Genomic DNA, 13,952 nt, shown 5'->3' on the forward strand with positions numbered 1-13,952 from the left:
CACGTGCTCAGCAACCGCGGTCACAGCGCGCTTGTTCCGGGACCGACACTGCCGCCCACATCAGTTCGGCTGCGCCTGGATGGCGGTGATCGCCACCGTGTTCACGATGTCGGCCACCAGCGCACCGCGGGACAGATCGTTGACGGGTTTGCGCAAGCCCTGCAGCACCGGACCGATCGCGATCGCGCCGGCACTGCGCTGCACCGCCTTGTAGGTGTTGTTGCCGGTGTTGAGATCGGGGAACACGAACACCGTCGCCCGCCCGGCGACCTCGGAGCCAGGCAGCTTGGTGGTGGCGACAGTGGGCTCGATCGCCGCGTCGTACTGGATCGGCCCCTCCACCGGCAGTTCCGGCGCCCGCTCACGCACCAGCTTGGTAGCGACGCGCACCTTGTCCACATCCGCGCCGCTGCCCGAGTCACCGGTCGAGTAGGACAGCATCGCCACCCGCGGTTCGATGCCGAAGCGGGCGGCCGTCGCCGCGGAGGAGACGGCGATGTCGGCCAACTGCTCCGACGTCGGGTCCGGCACAACGGCACAGTCGCCGTAGGCGAGCACCCGGTCGGCCAGGCACATGAGAAACACGCTGGAGACGGTGTCGACGCCCGGCACCGTCTTGATGATTTCCAAGGATGGCCGGATGGTGTGCGCGGTGGTGTGCGCGGCGCCGGAAACCATCCCGTCGGCGATCCCCCGGTAGACCATCATGGTGCCGAAATACGAGATGTCGGCGACGGTTTCGCGAGCCCGCTCCAACGTCATGCCTTTGTGTTTGCGCAGTTCGGCATACTCGGCGGCGAAATCGTCCAGGTGGTCGGAGCCGCCCGGGTCGAGCACGTGGGCGGCGGAGATGTCCACGCCGAGTTCGGCGGCACGAGCGCGCACGGCCGACTCGTCGCCGAGGATGACCAGATCGGCGATCTTGCGCTGCAATACTCGGCCCGCCGCACGCAGGATGCGGTCGTCGTCGCCCTCGGGCAGGACGATGCGTTTGCGATCGCCCCTGGCTCGTTCGATGAGCTGGTATTCGAACATCTGCGGCGTGATCACCGACGAGAGCGGAACCTCGATGCGCCGCAACAACTCCGGCGCGTCGACGCGTTCCTCCATCAGCGCCAGCGCGGTGTCCACCTTGCGTGGGTTGCCCGCGGACATGCGGCCGCGGGTGCGATAGGCGGCCCCCGCCGCGTCGTAGCTGCCCAGGTCGGTGGTGAGGATCGGCAGCTTGGGCTGCAGACCTGCCATCAGCCGTGCCACCGCGGGGTGTGGCAACATACCCCCGTTCATGATGATGCCCGACAGCGACGGAAAGCCCGCCGCCTCGTGCGCGTTCACGACACCGAGCAGCACGTCCGACCGGTCGCCCGGCACGATCACCACCACGCCCTCGACCAGGCGTTCCAGAATGTGTTCGGCCGTCATGCCGCCGACCATGATCTTCAGCGCCTCCCGCTGCAGCAATTCCGGGTCGCCGCTGTACATTTCGCCGTCGATCGCCGAGCACAGCTCGGCCATGGTGGGGGCGATCAACAACGGGACCTCGGGCAAGGTCCAGGCGGGGACGCCGAAGCCGTACAGCGCCGAACGCACATCGTCCAACTGCTGCGGGTCGCAACGGTTGACGATGATGGCGACCAGCTGCGCACGCTCATGGGACAGCTCGGCGGCACACAGTTCGGCCAGTTGTTTCACCTCGTGCGGAGTACGGTCCGCGCCACGCACCGTCAGCAACACCGGCGCGCCCAGGTTGACCGCGACCCTGGCATTGAAACGCAGCTCGCTGGGACTGGCCACGTCGGTGTAGTCGCTACCGACCACGACCACCGCGTCGCACACCTTCGCCACCTCGTGGAAGCGCTGCACGATCTCGCTGATCGCCGCGTCCTGGTCGGCGTGCACCTGCTCGTAGGTCGTACCGATGGCCTGTGCGTAGGCGATGTCCGCCGTACTGTGCTCGAGCAGCAACTCCAGGATGTAGTCGGGCTCGGTGGTCGAACGGGCGATCGGCCGGAACACCCCGACCCGCGCAGTCGTCGCACACAGCATCTGCAGTACCCCGAGCGCCACCGTCGACTTTCCGGTGTCGCCCTCCGGGGAGGCGATATACACCGCGGAGGGAGCGTTGTCGGCCATATCCCAGAGCTTAGTGAACAGGTGTCAATCGGAACGGCCGCGAGACCGCGATCACCGGTCACGAGCGCTTTCGGCTAGCCGCCACGATGCGTCGACCCGCCCGTTATAGTCCGGACATGGCTGAGGAGTTTCCGGATCGGCAGTGGGGTTCACGGACCACGCTATTGGCCCGCGCGGCAAACAGATTCGCGGCGACGAGGCCGGGTTCTCGGTTCATCCGCATCATCAGCCCGCTGGACCGGGCCATCCTGGATCGCACCGACGCCAAATACACCGTGCTCGGCCCGATCGGCGCACCGGTCATCCTGCTCACCACGATCGGCCGCACATCGGGACAGCCGCGCACCCATCCGCTGCTGTATGTGCACGGCGGCGACACGCTCTACGTGATCGGCAGCAATTTCGGGCAGGACCATCATCCCGCGTGGACCGCTAATCTCCTGGCGAACCCCATCGCCACGGTTGTCATCTCGGGCGAACGCATCAACGTGCTCGCCACTCCGGTGACCGGCCCCGACAAAGACACCGTTTTCACCCAATTCGTCGACCTGGCCGGCGCCTACGCGGCATACCGCTCCCGCACCACCCGCGACCTCCGGATCTTCGCCCTGCACCGGGCCTAGCCATCCGGCCAGTGGCGCCCGGCGACGGCACGGACCGAGAAGATCTCGCCAGGTATCCACTCGCCGGCAGGGTCAGGCGAGAGCGCGCAGGCGAGGGGCCAAGTCGCGCTGGAGCAGGTCGAGGAAGCGCCGCTGGTCGTGGCCGGGGGCGTGGAATACCAGATGGTTGAGGCCCGCGTCGAGATAGGGCTTGATCTGGTCGAGGGCCTGGTCGGGATCGCTGGCGACGATCCAGCGCTTGGCGATCTGCTCGATCGGCAGGGCGTCGGCGGCGGCTTCCATCTCGATCGGATCGGTAATGCTGTGCTTCTGCTCCGCGGTGAGCGACAGCGGGGCCCAGAAGCGAGTGTTCTCCAAAGCCAGTTCGGGATCGGTGTCATAGGAGATCTTGATCTCGATCATCCGGTCGATGTCCTCGACGCTGCGGCCCGCTTTCGCCGCGCCCTCGGCTACCGCGGGCATCAGCTTGTCGGTGTAGAGGTCCATACCCTTGCCCGAGGTGCAGATGAAACCATCCCCCGCGCGTCCGGCATACCGCGCGACCAGCGGGCCGCCCGCAGCGACGTAGATCGGGATGCCGCCCTTGGGCACGTCGTAGATGGAGGCGCCCACCGTGCGGTAGTACTGACCGTCGAAGTCGACGCGGTCACCGGTCCACAGGGCGCGCATCAGGTCGATCGACTCGCGCAGGCGAGCGAAGCGCTCCTTGAATTCCGGCCATTCGCCGGTGAATCCGGTGGCGATCTCGTTCAGCGCCTCGCCCGACCCCACACCGAGCATCACTCGATCCGGATACAGGCAGCCCATGGTGGCGAATGCCTGGGCGATCACGGACGGGTTGTATCGGAAGGTCGGGGTGAGCACCGAGGTGCCGAGTTGGATGCGCTTGGTGCGCTCGCCGACCGCCGCCATCCAGGCCAGCGAGAACGGCGCGTGGCCGCCCTTGTGCCGCCAGGGTTGGAAATGGTCGCTCACGGTGGCGCTGTCCAGGCCGTGTTCTTCGGCCAGCACCGCGATCTCGACGAGTTCACGGGGGCCGAACTGCTCTGCCGATGCCTTGTAACCGAGCTTTAGTTCGCTCATCTGCCACGCTCCTCGCGTTTCGTTTCCTGCCATCGCGATCCGTCCTCGACAGTAGCCAACGCCGCGGTCGAGCGTCGGGACGACCGGCGAGGCAGCGCATGGTCGGGCATCGAGTACCTGTCCTGCGATGCTCGCCGCTACGCGTCATCCCAGCTCGCCGTCCCGCAGGTGTCCGATGCGCACCGTTGCGCGCGGGTCGCGAGCGGATAACGGATAATCGGCTGCGTGACCGCGGATGACGAACCGATCCTGTCCTACCTGACCGATATGGACGGGGTACTGGTCCACGAAGACCATCTGATCCCCGGCGCCGACGAATTCCTCGCCGAACTGCGTGCCAACGACACGCCGTTCCTGGTGTTGACCAACAATTCGATCCGTACGCCACGGGACATGCAGGCACGACTGCGCCACTCCGGGCTGGATATCCCGGAGGAGGCGATCTGGACCTCCGCGTTGGCCACCGCCACCTTTCTGAACGAACAACGCCCCAACGGAACCGCCTACGTGGTGGGTGAATCCGGACTGACGACCGCGCTGCACGAGATCGGCTACGTGCTGACCGAGAGCGCACCGGACTACGTCGTGCTCGGTGAGACCCGGACCTATTCCTTCGAGGCGATCACCACGGCGATCCGGCTCGTGGAACGCGGCGCCCGCTTCATCGCGACCAACCCGGACCCCACCGGCCCGTCTCGCGAGGGTTCGCTACCCGCGACAGGTTCGGTGGCAGCGCTGATCACCCGCGCCACCGGTCGCGAGCCGTACTACGTCGGCAAGCCCAACCCGCTGATGATGCGTTCCGCGCTGCGCCGCATCGGGGCCCACTCGCAGTCCACCGTGATGATCGGCGACCGGATGGACACCGACGTCATCTCCGGCTTGGAGGCAGGCATGCGCACGATCCTGGTCACCTCGGGTATTTCCACCCGCGAGTCGTTCGAGGCGTACCCCTACCGGCCGACCATGGTGGTGGATTCCGTCGCCGACCTCGTCGGCCGAACCAAGTCCCCGTTCACCGCCTGACCCGGGTCCGACGGCACTTCGAGACGGATCCGACGGGCGGTACACAGTTCAGGCCGACGGCGAGGCATCCGGCGCGTCGAGCGCGCTCGGTCGCCGTCGACGAGGACGTCCGATGCGCTGCGGCGCTTCGCGCAGACTGCCGAAGCCGAATCAGACATGTACACCGTTCGCCGCCAGATAGGCGCGTGGTTCGATGGCGCGCCCATTACGCCGGACTTCGTAGTGCAGATGGTTGCCGGTGGAGTTGCCAGTGGAGCCGACGGCGCCGATCACCGTGCCCGCGGGGATCTGCTGACCGGGCCGCACACGGATGCTGCCCGGGGTTTGATGGGCGTAGATGGTCTCGGTGCCGTCGGCCGAACGGATCCGCACCTGATACCCGTAGCCGTCGCCCGCATTGCCGGCCCGGATGACAGTGCCACCGGTAACGGCGTAGATGGGAGTACCGGCGGGGGCCGCAAGGTCGATGCCGCCATGTTGCTTGCCATTCCGGGGGCCGAAGTGGGAGCTGATCCGGTACGTTCCGGGGTCGAGCGGCGAGCGCGGCCGACCATCACCCGGCTGGACCATTCCGGCTCCGGACGTGTGCTTTCCAGCAAGTCCGTTGAGGTACTGGGCGGTCAGCCGATTTACCGCCGCGGCGGTTTCCGACGCTCTCGCCTGCCCGCCATGGACGATGGCTTGGGCCTTTTGCAATGCGGCGGTCAGTATTTCGTGTACTTTGCGCTGACCGCTCTTGGTGTAAGCGTTGGGGCCGAGCTCGGCGAGTTGGACGTTGACATCACGAATCAGCCGCAAGATCGCCGCGCGATCTGCCTTGTTGGCTCCGGCCAGACTCGTCACGTATCGCGCGAGATCGTTGTCCAGGTTGTTGAACGCCTTCGCCGCATTCTTCTGGTACAGGGCCTTGGCGCGGATAGCGGTGGCTCCGGCACCCGAGCCCGAGACCCGGCCGGGTGTCGATCCCGATCTGCCGGTGCCCGACGCTGTGCCGTCCTCGCCATACGTGTCCGCCAGTTTGTTCAAGGCGTTCACTGCGTGTTGAGCTTCCGGGGACAGTCCAGCTCCGCTGGGCGCGCTGGCAGGGGACCCGGATCCACCGCTGGATCCGCCGCCCGCGAGACCGGCCAGCGCCGACGCCAACATCGGTAGCGCCATCATCGCCATCGATCCGGCCATCAGTGCGCTAGGCGCGATCGCTGCGATCATCTCCGGGTCGATCCCCGGCGGCGGTTCCGACGCCGCATCACGGGGCGCGCCGTCCGGCGGCGTGGTCGTACCGCCTGGTGGCGCGGCGCCATCCGGCGGCGGCACGGCTGCGTCGGATGGCGCTACCTCGGCGCCGGGTGCGGGCGGTTGCACACCGTTGAGTACGGGAGCAATCACACCGTTGGGCATCGGCGCGGGCGCGGCGGGCGCTGAAACAGCTTGTGCGCGTGCCCCCGACACCGATGCACCGGTGGGCCCGCCCGGATCGTTCCGTACCAGGTTCGCGACCGCCGCGGCGGCCTGGGCGACGATGTCGGGCTGTTTCCGGTCCGCTGCCGATGTCGACGGCCCGGTCCCCCCGGACGCGCCATCAGCCGGGACGCTGTCCTGCACCGCACCGTCGTCGACGACCGGGTGCACCAACTCGCCGCTGGTCACGACCACCTCCGCATGCCCAGAAATCCGTCCGGCACGCCACCCGCCCCGGCACGTGTTGCCGACATAGATTGTGACATTTCGGACAGTTATCCGATCCTCATCACTGGGAATCGCGCACTGAACCGCGCGGACCGACCGTTCGACCAGGCCACTACGCTGAAACCATGCGCATCTCGGTGGCTGCGGACGAGCGGGTAGGCATTGCCGACGAACTGGTCGAGGAGTTGGCTCGTCGCGGACACTGGACTGTGCGGCACGGCGCACTGTCCGACGACGAACGCGCCGACTGGGCCTGGGCGAGCGAAGCGGCCGCCCGCGATGTCGCGGCAGGCCGCGCCGATCAAGCCGTCGTCTGCTGCTGGACGGGCACCGGCGCCTCGATCGCGGCCAACAAGGTCGCGGGCGTCCGCGCCGCACTCTGCACCGACGCGGCGACCGCCGCAGGCGCCCGCACCTGGAACGACGCCAACATCCTCGCTTTGAGCCTGCGCTCGACCTCGAGCGGCGAACTCCGGGAGATCCTCGACGCCTGGTTCGGCGCCGAACCCAGCACAACGCCCGCCGACCAGGCGAACATCGCCCACCTCAGCAAAATCGAGCACACCTCCCACCGCTGACGGCTTGTCGTCGCGACGCCCAGCCGAAACACCCGGGGCGCTCGGCACATGCGGCGAGGCCCGCGCGCTGGGTGGTGCGTGTTCGAGCAGCAGGCAGGGCGCGCGAGGGTCGTCAGCTCAATGCGTGATCGAGATCGGCGAGGAGGTCCTCGACGTCTTCGAGGCCGACCGAGATCCGGACCACGCCGTCGGAGAGACCGATACCGGCACGCCCTTCCGGACCCATCGCGCGGTGGGTCGTGGTGGCGGGGTGGGTGATCAGGCTCTTGGCGTCGCCGAGGTTGTTGGAGATGTCGACGACGCGCAGCCGGTTGAGCACCTCGAAGGCGCGCTTCTTCGCCTCGTGCTCCGGCGCGTCCAGTTCGAAGGTGACCACGGTGCCGCCCGCGCTCATCTGACTGGTTGCCAGAGCGTGCTGCGGATGCGACTCCAGGAAGGGGTATTTCACCCAGCTGACCGACTTGTTGCCCTCCAGGAAGCGGGCGATCCGCAGCGCGGATTCCGCCGAGTGGCGCACCCGCAGCGGCATCGTCTCCAGCCCTTTGAGCAGCGTCCAGGCGTTGAACGGGCTCAGCGCCGGACCAGTGTGGCGCATGAGCGTTTTCACCGGGCCGTCGATGTAGTCCTTGGCGCCCAGAATGGCGCCGCCGAGCACCCGCCCCTGTCCATCGATGTGCTTGGTGCCCGAGTAGACCACCACGTCGGCGTCGAGCTCGAACCCGCGCTGCAGCAGCGGTGTGGCGAAGACGTTGTCCAGCACCACTTTCGCGCCTGCCGCGTGAGCCAGTTCGCTCACCCGACGCACATCGACCAGCGTCTGCATCGGGTTGGCGGGCGTCTCGAAGAACACCGCCTTCGTCGGCACCGACAGCGCCTGCTCCCACTGGTCCAGATCTTCGCCGTCGACGAAAACGGTCTCCACTCCCCAGCGCGGCAAAATCTCGTTGCACACCACGAAGCAGGAACCGAACAGGCTGCGTGCGGCGACGAGTCGATCGCCGGCGCCGAGCAGCGCGCCGAGGGCGGTGAAGACCGCGGCCATTCCGCTCGCCGTCGCGAAACATGCTTCGGCGCCGTCGATCAGCCGCATGCGCTCCTCGAACATGGCGACTGTCGGATTGCCGTACCGGGAATAGACGAAGTGCTCGACATCGCCGGTGAACGCGGCCTCGGCGGCCTCGGCGCTTTCGTAGACGAAGCCTGAGGTCAGGTAGAGCGCCTCGGCGGTTTCCTCGAAACCGGAGCGCCGGACGCCACCCCGCACACTGAGCGTCGCCGGGCCGACGCCCTCGGGCAACGGCCGGTTGAACGCGCCGCCGGTGATCACGACTGCCGCCATGGCAGTCCGTGGGCGCGCCAGCCGGAGCCGCCCCGATGCCCGAATTCGTCCACCGGACCTTCGAAGCCCTCGAGCACGTTGTACGAGGTGCGGTAGCCCGCCGTGGTCGCGGCGATCGCCGCGCCGATCGAACGCTGGCCGGAGCGACACAAGAAAATGACCGGCGTCTGCGGATCACGATCCGCCAGAGCCTGCTGCAACTGCTCGACGAATGCCTCGTTGCGCGCACCGGTCGAGTCCACCCATTCGATCAGCACAGTCGGCCGTTGGATCGAACTCGTGTCGGGGAGGCCGACGAATTTCCATTCGGCTTCCGTGCGCACGTCGACAAGGACGGCGCGGGGGTCCTCCCGCAACAGTTCCCAAGCCTGTTCCGGGGTGATATCACCGGCATAACTCATGTGCACCTCCTGCGAATCCGCACTTGCCCTGCCCAGGTTCGAGGCACGGCCAGGTCGTCACCCGGAGCACCCCACCGCGGAGGAGGGTTGCCGACCAGTAATGCCGGGGCTTGACACTGGTTCTCATGACCTTCGACTGAGATTGCACCGATGCGGGTCACCGTGTCAAACGGGTGTTCACACTGCGAGAACGCTCAGGTGCAGACCAACCACTTCGATCCGGATCGAGTGAGATTCCAGGTCTTCGTGGTCGATGTCCCGTCGACCTTCGTGGTCACGGTCGCCTTTCCCTTGTCGCCGTCCACCATCGGGTTGTCGAGTTTCGTGATCTCGACGGACTTTCCGGCGCCAGCCTGTCCGGCGAGCGGCGAGCGCGCGGCGTCGAAGCCCTGGCACGCGGTGCCAGGCGGGGGCACCGCAACGGTGGCATTGGAGCCCTCGACGAAGTTGCGGACCGCGGCGACGATCCGGTCGGAATCTGTGACATTTTTCTCAGCAGGCGACAGGACCCCGCCGAGCACGACCGCCACCAGCACGATCACCGCGACCACCGCGGCCGCGATGAAGGGCGCCGCGGAGCGCTTGTCGGTCTGGTCGACCCGGATGATGTCGTCGTCGCCCACGCTCGGCGGCTGCTCGGTCATGACTCGATGATCCCTGGTCGCACGGGGTATCGAACGTCGGACCCGGACCAGCGCCGTGGGCGCCGGCTCGACGCGGACCGGATGGTCGGGTAGCGAACACGCCGAACGGGTAACCGGCGGAGGTGATGTTCGATAGCCGTCGTCCAGTACGCGCACCGGCGCGGGACACCCTCGGCTACCCCGATAGAATCGCGGGGCTGTGGCCTGCTGTCATCGCGATTCGGCAGCTCCTCGTCACAGCGAACCGGGCACCGTGCAGCCAGAGCCGACCTCGCCGGTGCCGCACCGCCACGGTGCAACCAAGCCATGCGTCAACTTAGCCTAAGCTAAGGCCGACGCCGTTCATCTTTTCGACCATAAGGGTGCGCTTAAGACATGACCGAACAGAGTGCAGGATCGACCAGCGGACTACGCGGGCCCTCCGTGGTGACGCAAGCTGCCTCCGCCGGGCCTGACGCGCACACCGCCGAAACCCGCCCGCTGCGCATCGCGATCGTGGGCGCCGGACCGGCCGGGATCTACGCCGCCGACGCGTTGATGAAATCCGACGCCGAGGTGAGCATCGACTTGTTCGAGCGGATGCCCGCGCCATTCGGTCTGATCCGCTACGGCGTCGCGCCGGACCATCCACGGATCAAGGGCATCATCACCGCGCTGCACAAGGTTCTCGACAAGCCGCAGGTTCGACTGCTCGGCAACATCGACTACGGCACCGACATCACCCTCGACGACTTGCGCAGGTTCTACGACGCGGTGATCTTCTCCACCGGGGCGAACGCCGACCGCGCGCTGGACGTCCCCGGTATCGGCCTGGACGGCTCCTTCGGCGCCGCGGATTTCGTGTCCTGGTACGACGGGCACCCCGACGTGCCACGGACCTGGCCGCTGGACGCGGAGAAGGTCGCGGTGCTCGGTGTCGGCAATGTCGCGCTCGACGTGGCGCGCGTACTGGCCAAAACCGGTGACGAGCTGCTGCCCACCGAGATCCCGCCGAACGTCTACAACGGACTCAAAGCCAACAAGGCCGTCGAGGTGCACGTGTTCGGCCGCCGTGGACCCGCACAGGCCAAGTTCACGCCGCTGGAACTGCGCGAACTCGACCACTCGCCGACCATCGAGGTCATCGTCGACCCCGAGGACATCGACTACGACGAAGGCTCCGAAGCCGCGCGCCGGCACTCCAAGCAGGTCGACATGGTCGCCAACACCCTGGAGCAGTGGGCCATCCGGGACGTGGGCGAACGCCCGCACAAGCTGTTCCTGCACTTCTTCGAATCCCCCAGCGAGGTGCTGGGCGAGGACGGCAAAGTGGTCGGCCTGCGCACCGAGCGCACCCAACTCGACGGCACCGGCAACGTCAAGGGCACCGGCGTGTTCAAGGACTGGGACGTCCAAGCGGTCTACCGGGCCGTCGGTTACCTGTCGCAGAACCTGACCAACCTGCCGTTCGACGACCAGGCGGGCACCGTCCCGAACGAGGCGGGTCGCGTGATCGCCGACGAGAACGCCGACGGCGCCGAACGCTACCTGCCCGGCACGTACGTCACCGGCTGGATCAAGCGCGGTCCGGTCGGCCTGATCGGCCACACCAAGGGCGACGCCAACGAGACCGTGGCGTGCCTGCTCGACGACAGCCCGAACTTCACCCCGGCCGCCGAACCGGAGCTCGACGCCGTCACCGCATTCCTCGAAAGCAAGGGCATTCCGTTCACCACCTGGCAGGGCTGGTACCGCCTGGACGCGCACGAGCGCGCCCTCGGCGAACCCGAGGGCCGCGAGCGAGTCAAGGTCGTGGAGCGGGAAGACATGCTGCGCGCCAGCGAGCCGCACAAAGTGTGATCGTCCTGCGGCGAGACCGACAGTCCGCCACCGTGCCGACCTCCTCGCTGCGGCAGCGGAAAATCCGACGCTGAGGCATTCTGTACAAGTGTTCGATGCCCACCTGCACATCTTCGACCCGCGGTTCCCGCTGGCCGAGAACGAGGGCTACCTGCCCGACCCGTTCACCATCGCCGACTATCGGAAGCGCATGGCGCGCTTCGATGTCGGCGGCGGCGCCGTGGTCAGCGGCTCGTTCCAGGGCACCGATCAGAGCTACCTGAAGGCCGCCCTCTCCGAACTCGGCGAGGGCTGGGTCGGCGTCACTCGCCTCGATCTGGACGCCACCGACGAGGAGATCATCGAGCTGGACCGCATCGGTGTGCGCGGACTGCGGTTCAACCTCAAACGTGCCGCCATGGACATCACCGGAATGACCTTGCAGGCGCTGCGCGCACATGAATTGGTCGGCTGGCACGTCGAGGTCTACATCGACGGCACCATGCTCGCCTCGCTGCAACCGGTCATCTCCAAGCTGCCCGCACTGTCGATCGACCATCTGGGTATGTCGGAGGAGGGGCTGCCGTTCTTGCTCGATCTCGTCGATCGCGGGGCACGGGTCAAGGCGACCGGCTTCGGTCGGCTCGGCATGAACGTCGCCGACACGCTGCGCCGCATCCACGCGGTGAACCCCGGGGCGCTGATGTTCGGCACCGATCTCCCCGGCGCCCGCGCGGGCCGACCGTTCCAGGACTCGGACGTCGAACTCATCTGCGATGTGGTGGGCACCGACATGTACGCGGTACTCGAGGACAACGCCCGAGCGTTCTACCGGCTCCCGGTCCGTGAACGCACCATCCACACCGACCCGAGCCCGACGCTGCCGCTCTACCGCCCGGAGCCACCGACCCTCCGCCTTCGTCGCGACGAACTGCCGGTAAGCCAAGCGGGAGACACGATTCCGTTCCCTGCCATCGAACGGTAGTGCTCACGCCGCAACGCTCTGAGTCGAACGCCTCACAGGCAGACGATGGCGCTGCCGAGGTCGAAACACAACCCGACCGATCCACCGACCGGAGTGGCTGAATTCGACGCGGGGGCGGATGTCATGATGCCGGCCGAAGCTGCGGGAGCGGCAACGACACCACGAGACAATGTCATGGCGCTCGCTGCAACGATCTTGACAGTTCTGGAGGACATTTGCATCCTTCGGTTGAATGGACACTGTACGTCATTGATGCATTTGTCCCCAGTGTTCACCGACCTGACGCCGAATACCAGACGGCGGAAAGAAATACCGTCGGCCTCATTTACCCCCGACAAACCTGCTTCATCCCGAATTCGGTTGTGGTCAGGCTATTCCTGCTCCCATCTTCGACGCGCTGGTCGATAATCTCTCTATGGCCAACAGCAACGAAGAGCTGAGTTACGCCGCCGCGCTCGACACCGCCGAGCAGTTGCTCGGCGTGCGTTTGGAACAATTCCTCGAGCCCGGTATCGGTGAGCCCGCGAACGGGGAGGATTTCAAGCGCCTCGCCACGGTGCACACCTTCGGCGACGCCTGGTCGCGAACCGACATCCTCGACACCCGTACCCGCGCCCTCGTGTCCGTCGCGATCGCGGCGACCTCGGGCACACTCGAACCGCTGCGCGGACAGCTGCGCATCGCGTTGAACAACGGGGTCACCGCGGCGGAGATCGTCGAGGTATTCATCCACATCGAGGCGTACGCCGGCGCCGCCCGCGCCTTCGAGGGCTACCAGATCGCCGTGCAGGTCTTCGAGGAGAAAGCGGAAGGCGAGAGCACGTAGCGACCACAATCGGGGATCTCAACCGGTTGCCGCCCCGGTTCAGTGCGCCTGTCGCATCCAGTCCCGGTAGTGCGTTGGCGCCAGGTGGGCGTCCGGTCCCGCGATGAGTGTGTCGCCGGTGACGGCACTGAACATGCCCGCCTTGTCGTCGGTGACGACGGTCCGGTCGTCATGGTGCGCGGCCAGGGTGATCTTGCCGAGTTCATCGAGACGAAAGACGTCGGGACCTGCGATGTTCCGGATGCCGTTGAGCGGAGGGTTGGTGGAGACTTCGACGATCGTGTCGACGATGTCCGCGACGGCGATCGGTTGTATCCGGGTGGCGGGCAGACGGACGGTGCCGTCATCCGCGGTCCAGGACATGACCGCGTCCACGAACTCGAAGAACTGGGTAGCGCGCACGATGGAATACGGCGTCGGCCCCTGCCGAAGCAGGTCTTCCTGGAGGGTCTTGGCCCGGTAATAGTCCAGCTGGGGCACCTGATCCACGCCGACGATCGAAAGGATCACCTGGTGGCGGACACCAGCGCGCTCCCCCGCGGCCAGCAGGTTGTTCATGGAGGTGCGGAAGAAATCCAGGGACGCCTCGTCGAAGGTCGGCGAGTTCGTCACGTTGATCACGACGTCGGCGCCCTCCAGCGCTTCGTCCAAGCCCTTCCCCGTGATCAGGTCGACGCCGGTGGAAGGCGCCGCGGGGACTGCCTCGTGTCCGGCTTCGGTCAGTTTCCGGACCACCCGCGATCCGATCATTCCAGTGCCACCGATAACTGCGAGCTTCATGGTCTCCCCTTTCACGACGTGCCATCGGGC

The 13,952-nt window shown here is 66.8% G+C and carries 13 protein-coding genes and 1 riboswitch; of the genes, 6 read left to right on the plus strand and 7 right to left on the minus strand.

Features of this window, described 5'->3' with window-relative positions:
* Positions 1-60 precede the first annotated feature (60 nt).
* The gene (pta, locus tag AB0B25_RS16790) at positions 61-2,133 is read right to left on the minus strand and encodes a phosphate acetyltransferase (protein ID WP_357179742.1); all 2,073 of its coding nucleotides are present in this window, start codon (positions 2,131-2,133) and stop codon (positions 61-63) included.
* 116 nt (positions 2,134-2,249) lie between these two features.
* Here pta and AB0B25_RS16795 point away from each other — a divergent pair, with 116 nt between their 5' ends.
* Entirely contained in the window at positions 2,250-2,756 is a 507-nt protein-coding gene (locus tag AB0B25_RS16795; RefSeq protein WP_357179745.1) for a nitroreductase/quinone reductase family protein, read from the plus strand.
* 72 nt (positions 2,757-2,828) lie between these two features.
* Here the strand turns inward: AB0B25_RS16795 and fgd are convergent, their stop codons facing one another.
* Positions 2,829-3,839 carry a glucose-6-phosphate dehydrogenase (coenzyme-F420) gene (gene fgd, locus AB0B25_RS16800; RefSeq protein ID WP_357179748.1) on the minus strand — a complete coding sequence of 337 codons (1,011 nt, stop codon included), beginning with the start codon at positions 3,837-3,839 and terminating at the stop codon, positions 2,829-2,831.
* 225 nt (positions 3,840-4,064) lie between these two features.
* Between fgd and AB0B25_RS16805 the strand changes: the two genes are divergently transcribed.
* Entirely contained in the window at positions 4,065-4,865 is an 801-nt protein-coding gene (locus tag AB0B25_RS16805) for an HAD-IIA family hydrolase (protein WP_357179751.1), read from the plus strand.
* A gap of 150 nt (positions 4,866-5,015) precedes the next feature.
* Here the strand turns inward: AB0B25_RS16805 and AB0B25_RS16810 are convergent, their stop codons facing one another.
* Positions 5,016-6,512 carry a M23 family metallopeptidase gene (locus AB0B25_RS16810; RefSeq protein WP_357179754.1) on the minus strand — a complete coding sequence of 499 codons (1,497 nt, stop codon included), beginning with the start codon at positions 6,510-6,512 and terminating at the stop codon, positions 5,016-5,018.
* A 164-nt stretch (positions 6,513-6,676) separates the two neighbouring features.
* On the opposite strand from AB0B25_RS16810, the gene AB0B25_RS16815 reads away from it, so the two are divergent.
* Positions 6,677-7,129, plus strand: coding sequence for an RpiB/LacA/LacB family sugar-phosphate isomerase (locus AB0B25_RS16815; RefSeq protein WP_357179757.1), 453 nt, complete (start codon positions 6,677-6,679; stop codon positions 7,127-7,129).
* Between the two features lie 112 nt (positions 7,130-7,241).
* Here AB0B25_RS16815 and AB0B25_RS16820 read toward each other — a convergent pair whose 3' ends face one another.
* The 3 genes from AB0B25_RS16820 to AB0B25_RS16830 all read right to left on the minus strand — a co-directional run bounded on the left by AB0B25_RS16820 (position 7,242) and on the right by AB0B25_RS16830 (position 9,513).
* On the minus strand, positions 7,242-8,468 hold the full coding sequence (locus AB0B25_RS16820) for an O-succinylhomoserine sulfhydrylase (RefSeq protein ID WP_357179760.1): 1,227 nt from the start codon (positions 8,466-8,468) through the stop codon (positions 7,242-7,244).
* Positions 8,453-8,869: a rhodanese-like domain-containing protein gene (locus AB0B25_RS16825; protein ID WP_357179763.1), complete on the minus strand. Its 417-nt coding sequence runs from the start codon at positions 8,867-8,869 to the stop codon at positions 8,453-8,455. Before AB0B25_RS16825 ends, AB0B25_RS16820 begins: the two co-directional genes overlap by 16 nt.
* Before the next feature lie 14 nt (positions 8,870-8,883).
* A riboswitch (SAM riboswitch) is annotated at positions 8,884-9,000 on the minus strand.
* 63 nt (positions 9,001-9,063) lie between these two features.
* Positions 9,064-9,513 (minus strand): hypothetical protein, encoded by a 450-nt coding sequence (locus AB0B25_RS16830; RefSeq protein WP_357179766.1) that lies wholly within the window; start codon positions 9,511-9,513, stop codon positions 9,064-9,066.
* A gap of 375 nt (positions 9,514-9,888) precedes the next feature.
* Between AB0B25_RS16830 and AB0B25_RS16835 the strand changes: the two genes are divergently transcribed.
* The 3 genes from AB0B25_RS16835 to AB0B25_RS16845 all read left to right on the plus strand — a co-directional run bounded on the left by AB0B25_RS16835 (position 9,889) and on the right by AB0B25_RS16845 (position 13,142).
* Entirely contained in the window at positions 9,889-11,352 is a 1,464-nt protein-coding gene (locus AB0B25_RS16835; RefSeq protein WP_357179769.1) for an FAD-dependent oxidoreductase, read from the plus strand.
* 88 nt (positions 11,353-11,440) lie between these two features.
* Complete coding sequence (locus AB0B25_RS16840) at positions 11,441-12,316, plus strand: amidohydrolase family protein (RefSeq protein ID WP_357179773.1); 876 nt, start codon at positions 11,441-11,443, stop codon at positions 12,314-12,316.
* 415 nt (positions 12,317-12,731) lie between these two features.
* Positions 12,732-13,142, plus strand: a complete 411-nt coding sequence (locus tag AB0B25_RS16845; protein WP_357179776.1) for a carboxymuconolactone decarboxylase family protein — start codon at positions 12,732-12,734, stop codon at positions 13,140-13,142.
* A gap of 39 nt (positions 13,143-13,181) precedes the next feature.
* On the opposite strand, the gene AB0B25_RS16850 is transcribed toward AB0B25_RS16845, so the two are convergent.
* Positions 13,182-13,922, minus strand: a complete 741-nt coding sequence (locus tag AB0B25_RS16850) for an SDR family oxidoreductase (RefSeq protein ID WP_357179779.1) — start codon at positions 13,920-13,922, stop codon at positions 13,182-13,184.
* Positions 13,923-13,952 lie beyond the last annotated feature (30 nt).

Source organism: Nocardia sp. NPDC049190 (assembly GCF_040648115.1).
Lineage (GTDB): Bacteria > Actinomycetota > Actinomycetes > Mycobacteriales > Mycobacteriaceae > Nocardia.

Coding starts and splice junctions, on each gene's coding strand:
- pta (WP_357179742.1), bottom strand. CDS start 2,133: ATGGCCGACAACGCTCCCTCCGCGGTGTATATCGCCTCCCCGGAGGGC.
- AB0B25_RS16795 (WP_357179745.1), top strand. CDS start 2,250: ATGGCTGAGGAGTTTCCGGATCGGCAGTGGGGTTCACGGACCACGCTA.
- fgd (WP_357179748.1), bottom strand. CDS start 3,839: ATGAGCGAACTAAAGCTCGGTTACAAGGCATCGGCAGAGCAGTTCGGC.
- AB0B25_RS16815 (WP_357179757.1), top strand. CDS start 6,677: ATGCGCATCTCGGTGGCTGCGGACGAGCGGGTAGGCATTGCCGACGAA.
- AB0B25_RS16820 (WP_357179760.1), bottom strand. CDS start 8,468: ATGGCGGCAGTCGTGATCACCGGCGGCGCGTTCAACCGGCCGTTGCCC.
- AB0B25_RS16825 (WP_357179763.1), bottom strand. CDS start 8,869: ATGAGTTATGCCGGTGATATCACCCCGGAACAGGCTTGGGAACTGTTG.
- AB0B25_RS16830 (WP_357179766.1), bottom strand. CDS start 9,513: ATGACCGAGCAGCCGCCGAGCGTGGGCGACGACGACATCATCCGGGTC.
- AB0B25_RS16835 (WP_357179769.1), top strand. CDS start 9,889: ATGACCGAACAGAGTGCAGGATCGACCAGCGGACTACGCGGGCCCTCC.
- AB0B25_RS16845 (WP_357179776.1), top strand. CDS start 12,732: ATGGCCAACAGCAACGAAGAGCTGAGTTACGCCGCCGCGCTCGACACC.
- AB0B25_RS16850 (WP_357179779.1), bottom strand. CDS start 13,922: ATGAAGCTCGCAGTTATCGGTGGCACTGGAATGATCGGATCGCGGGTG.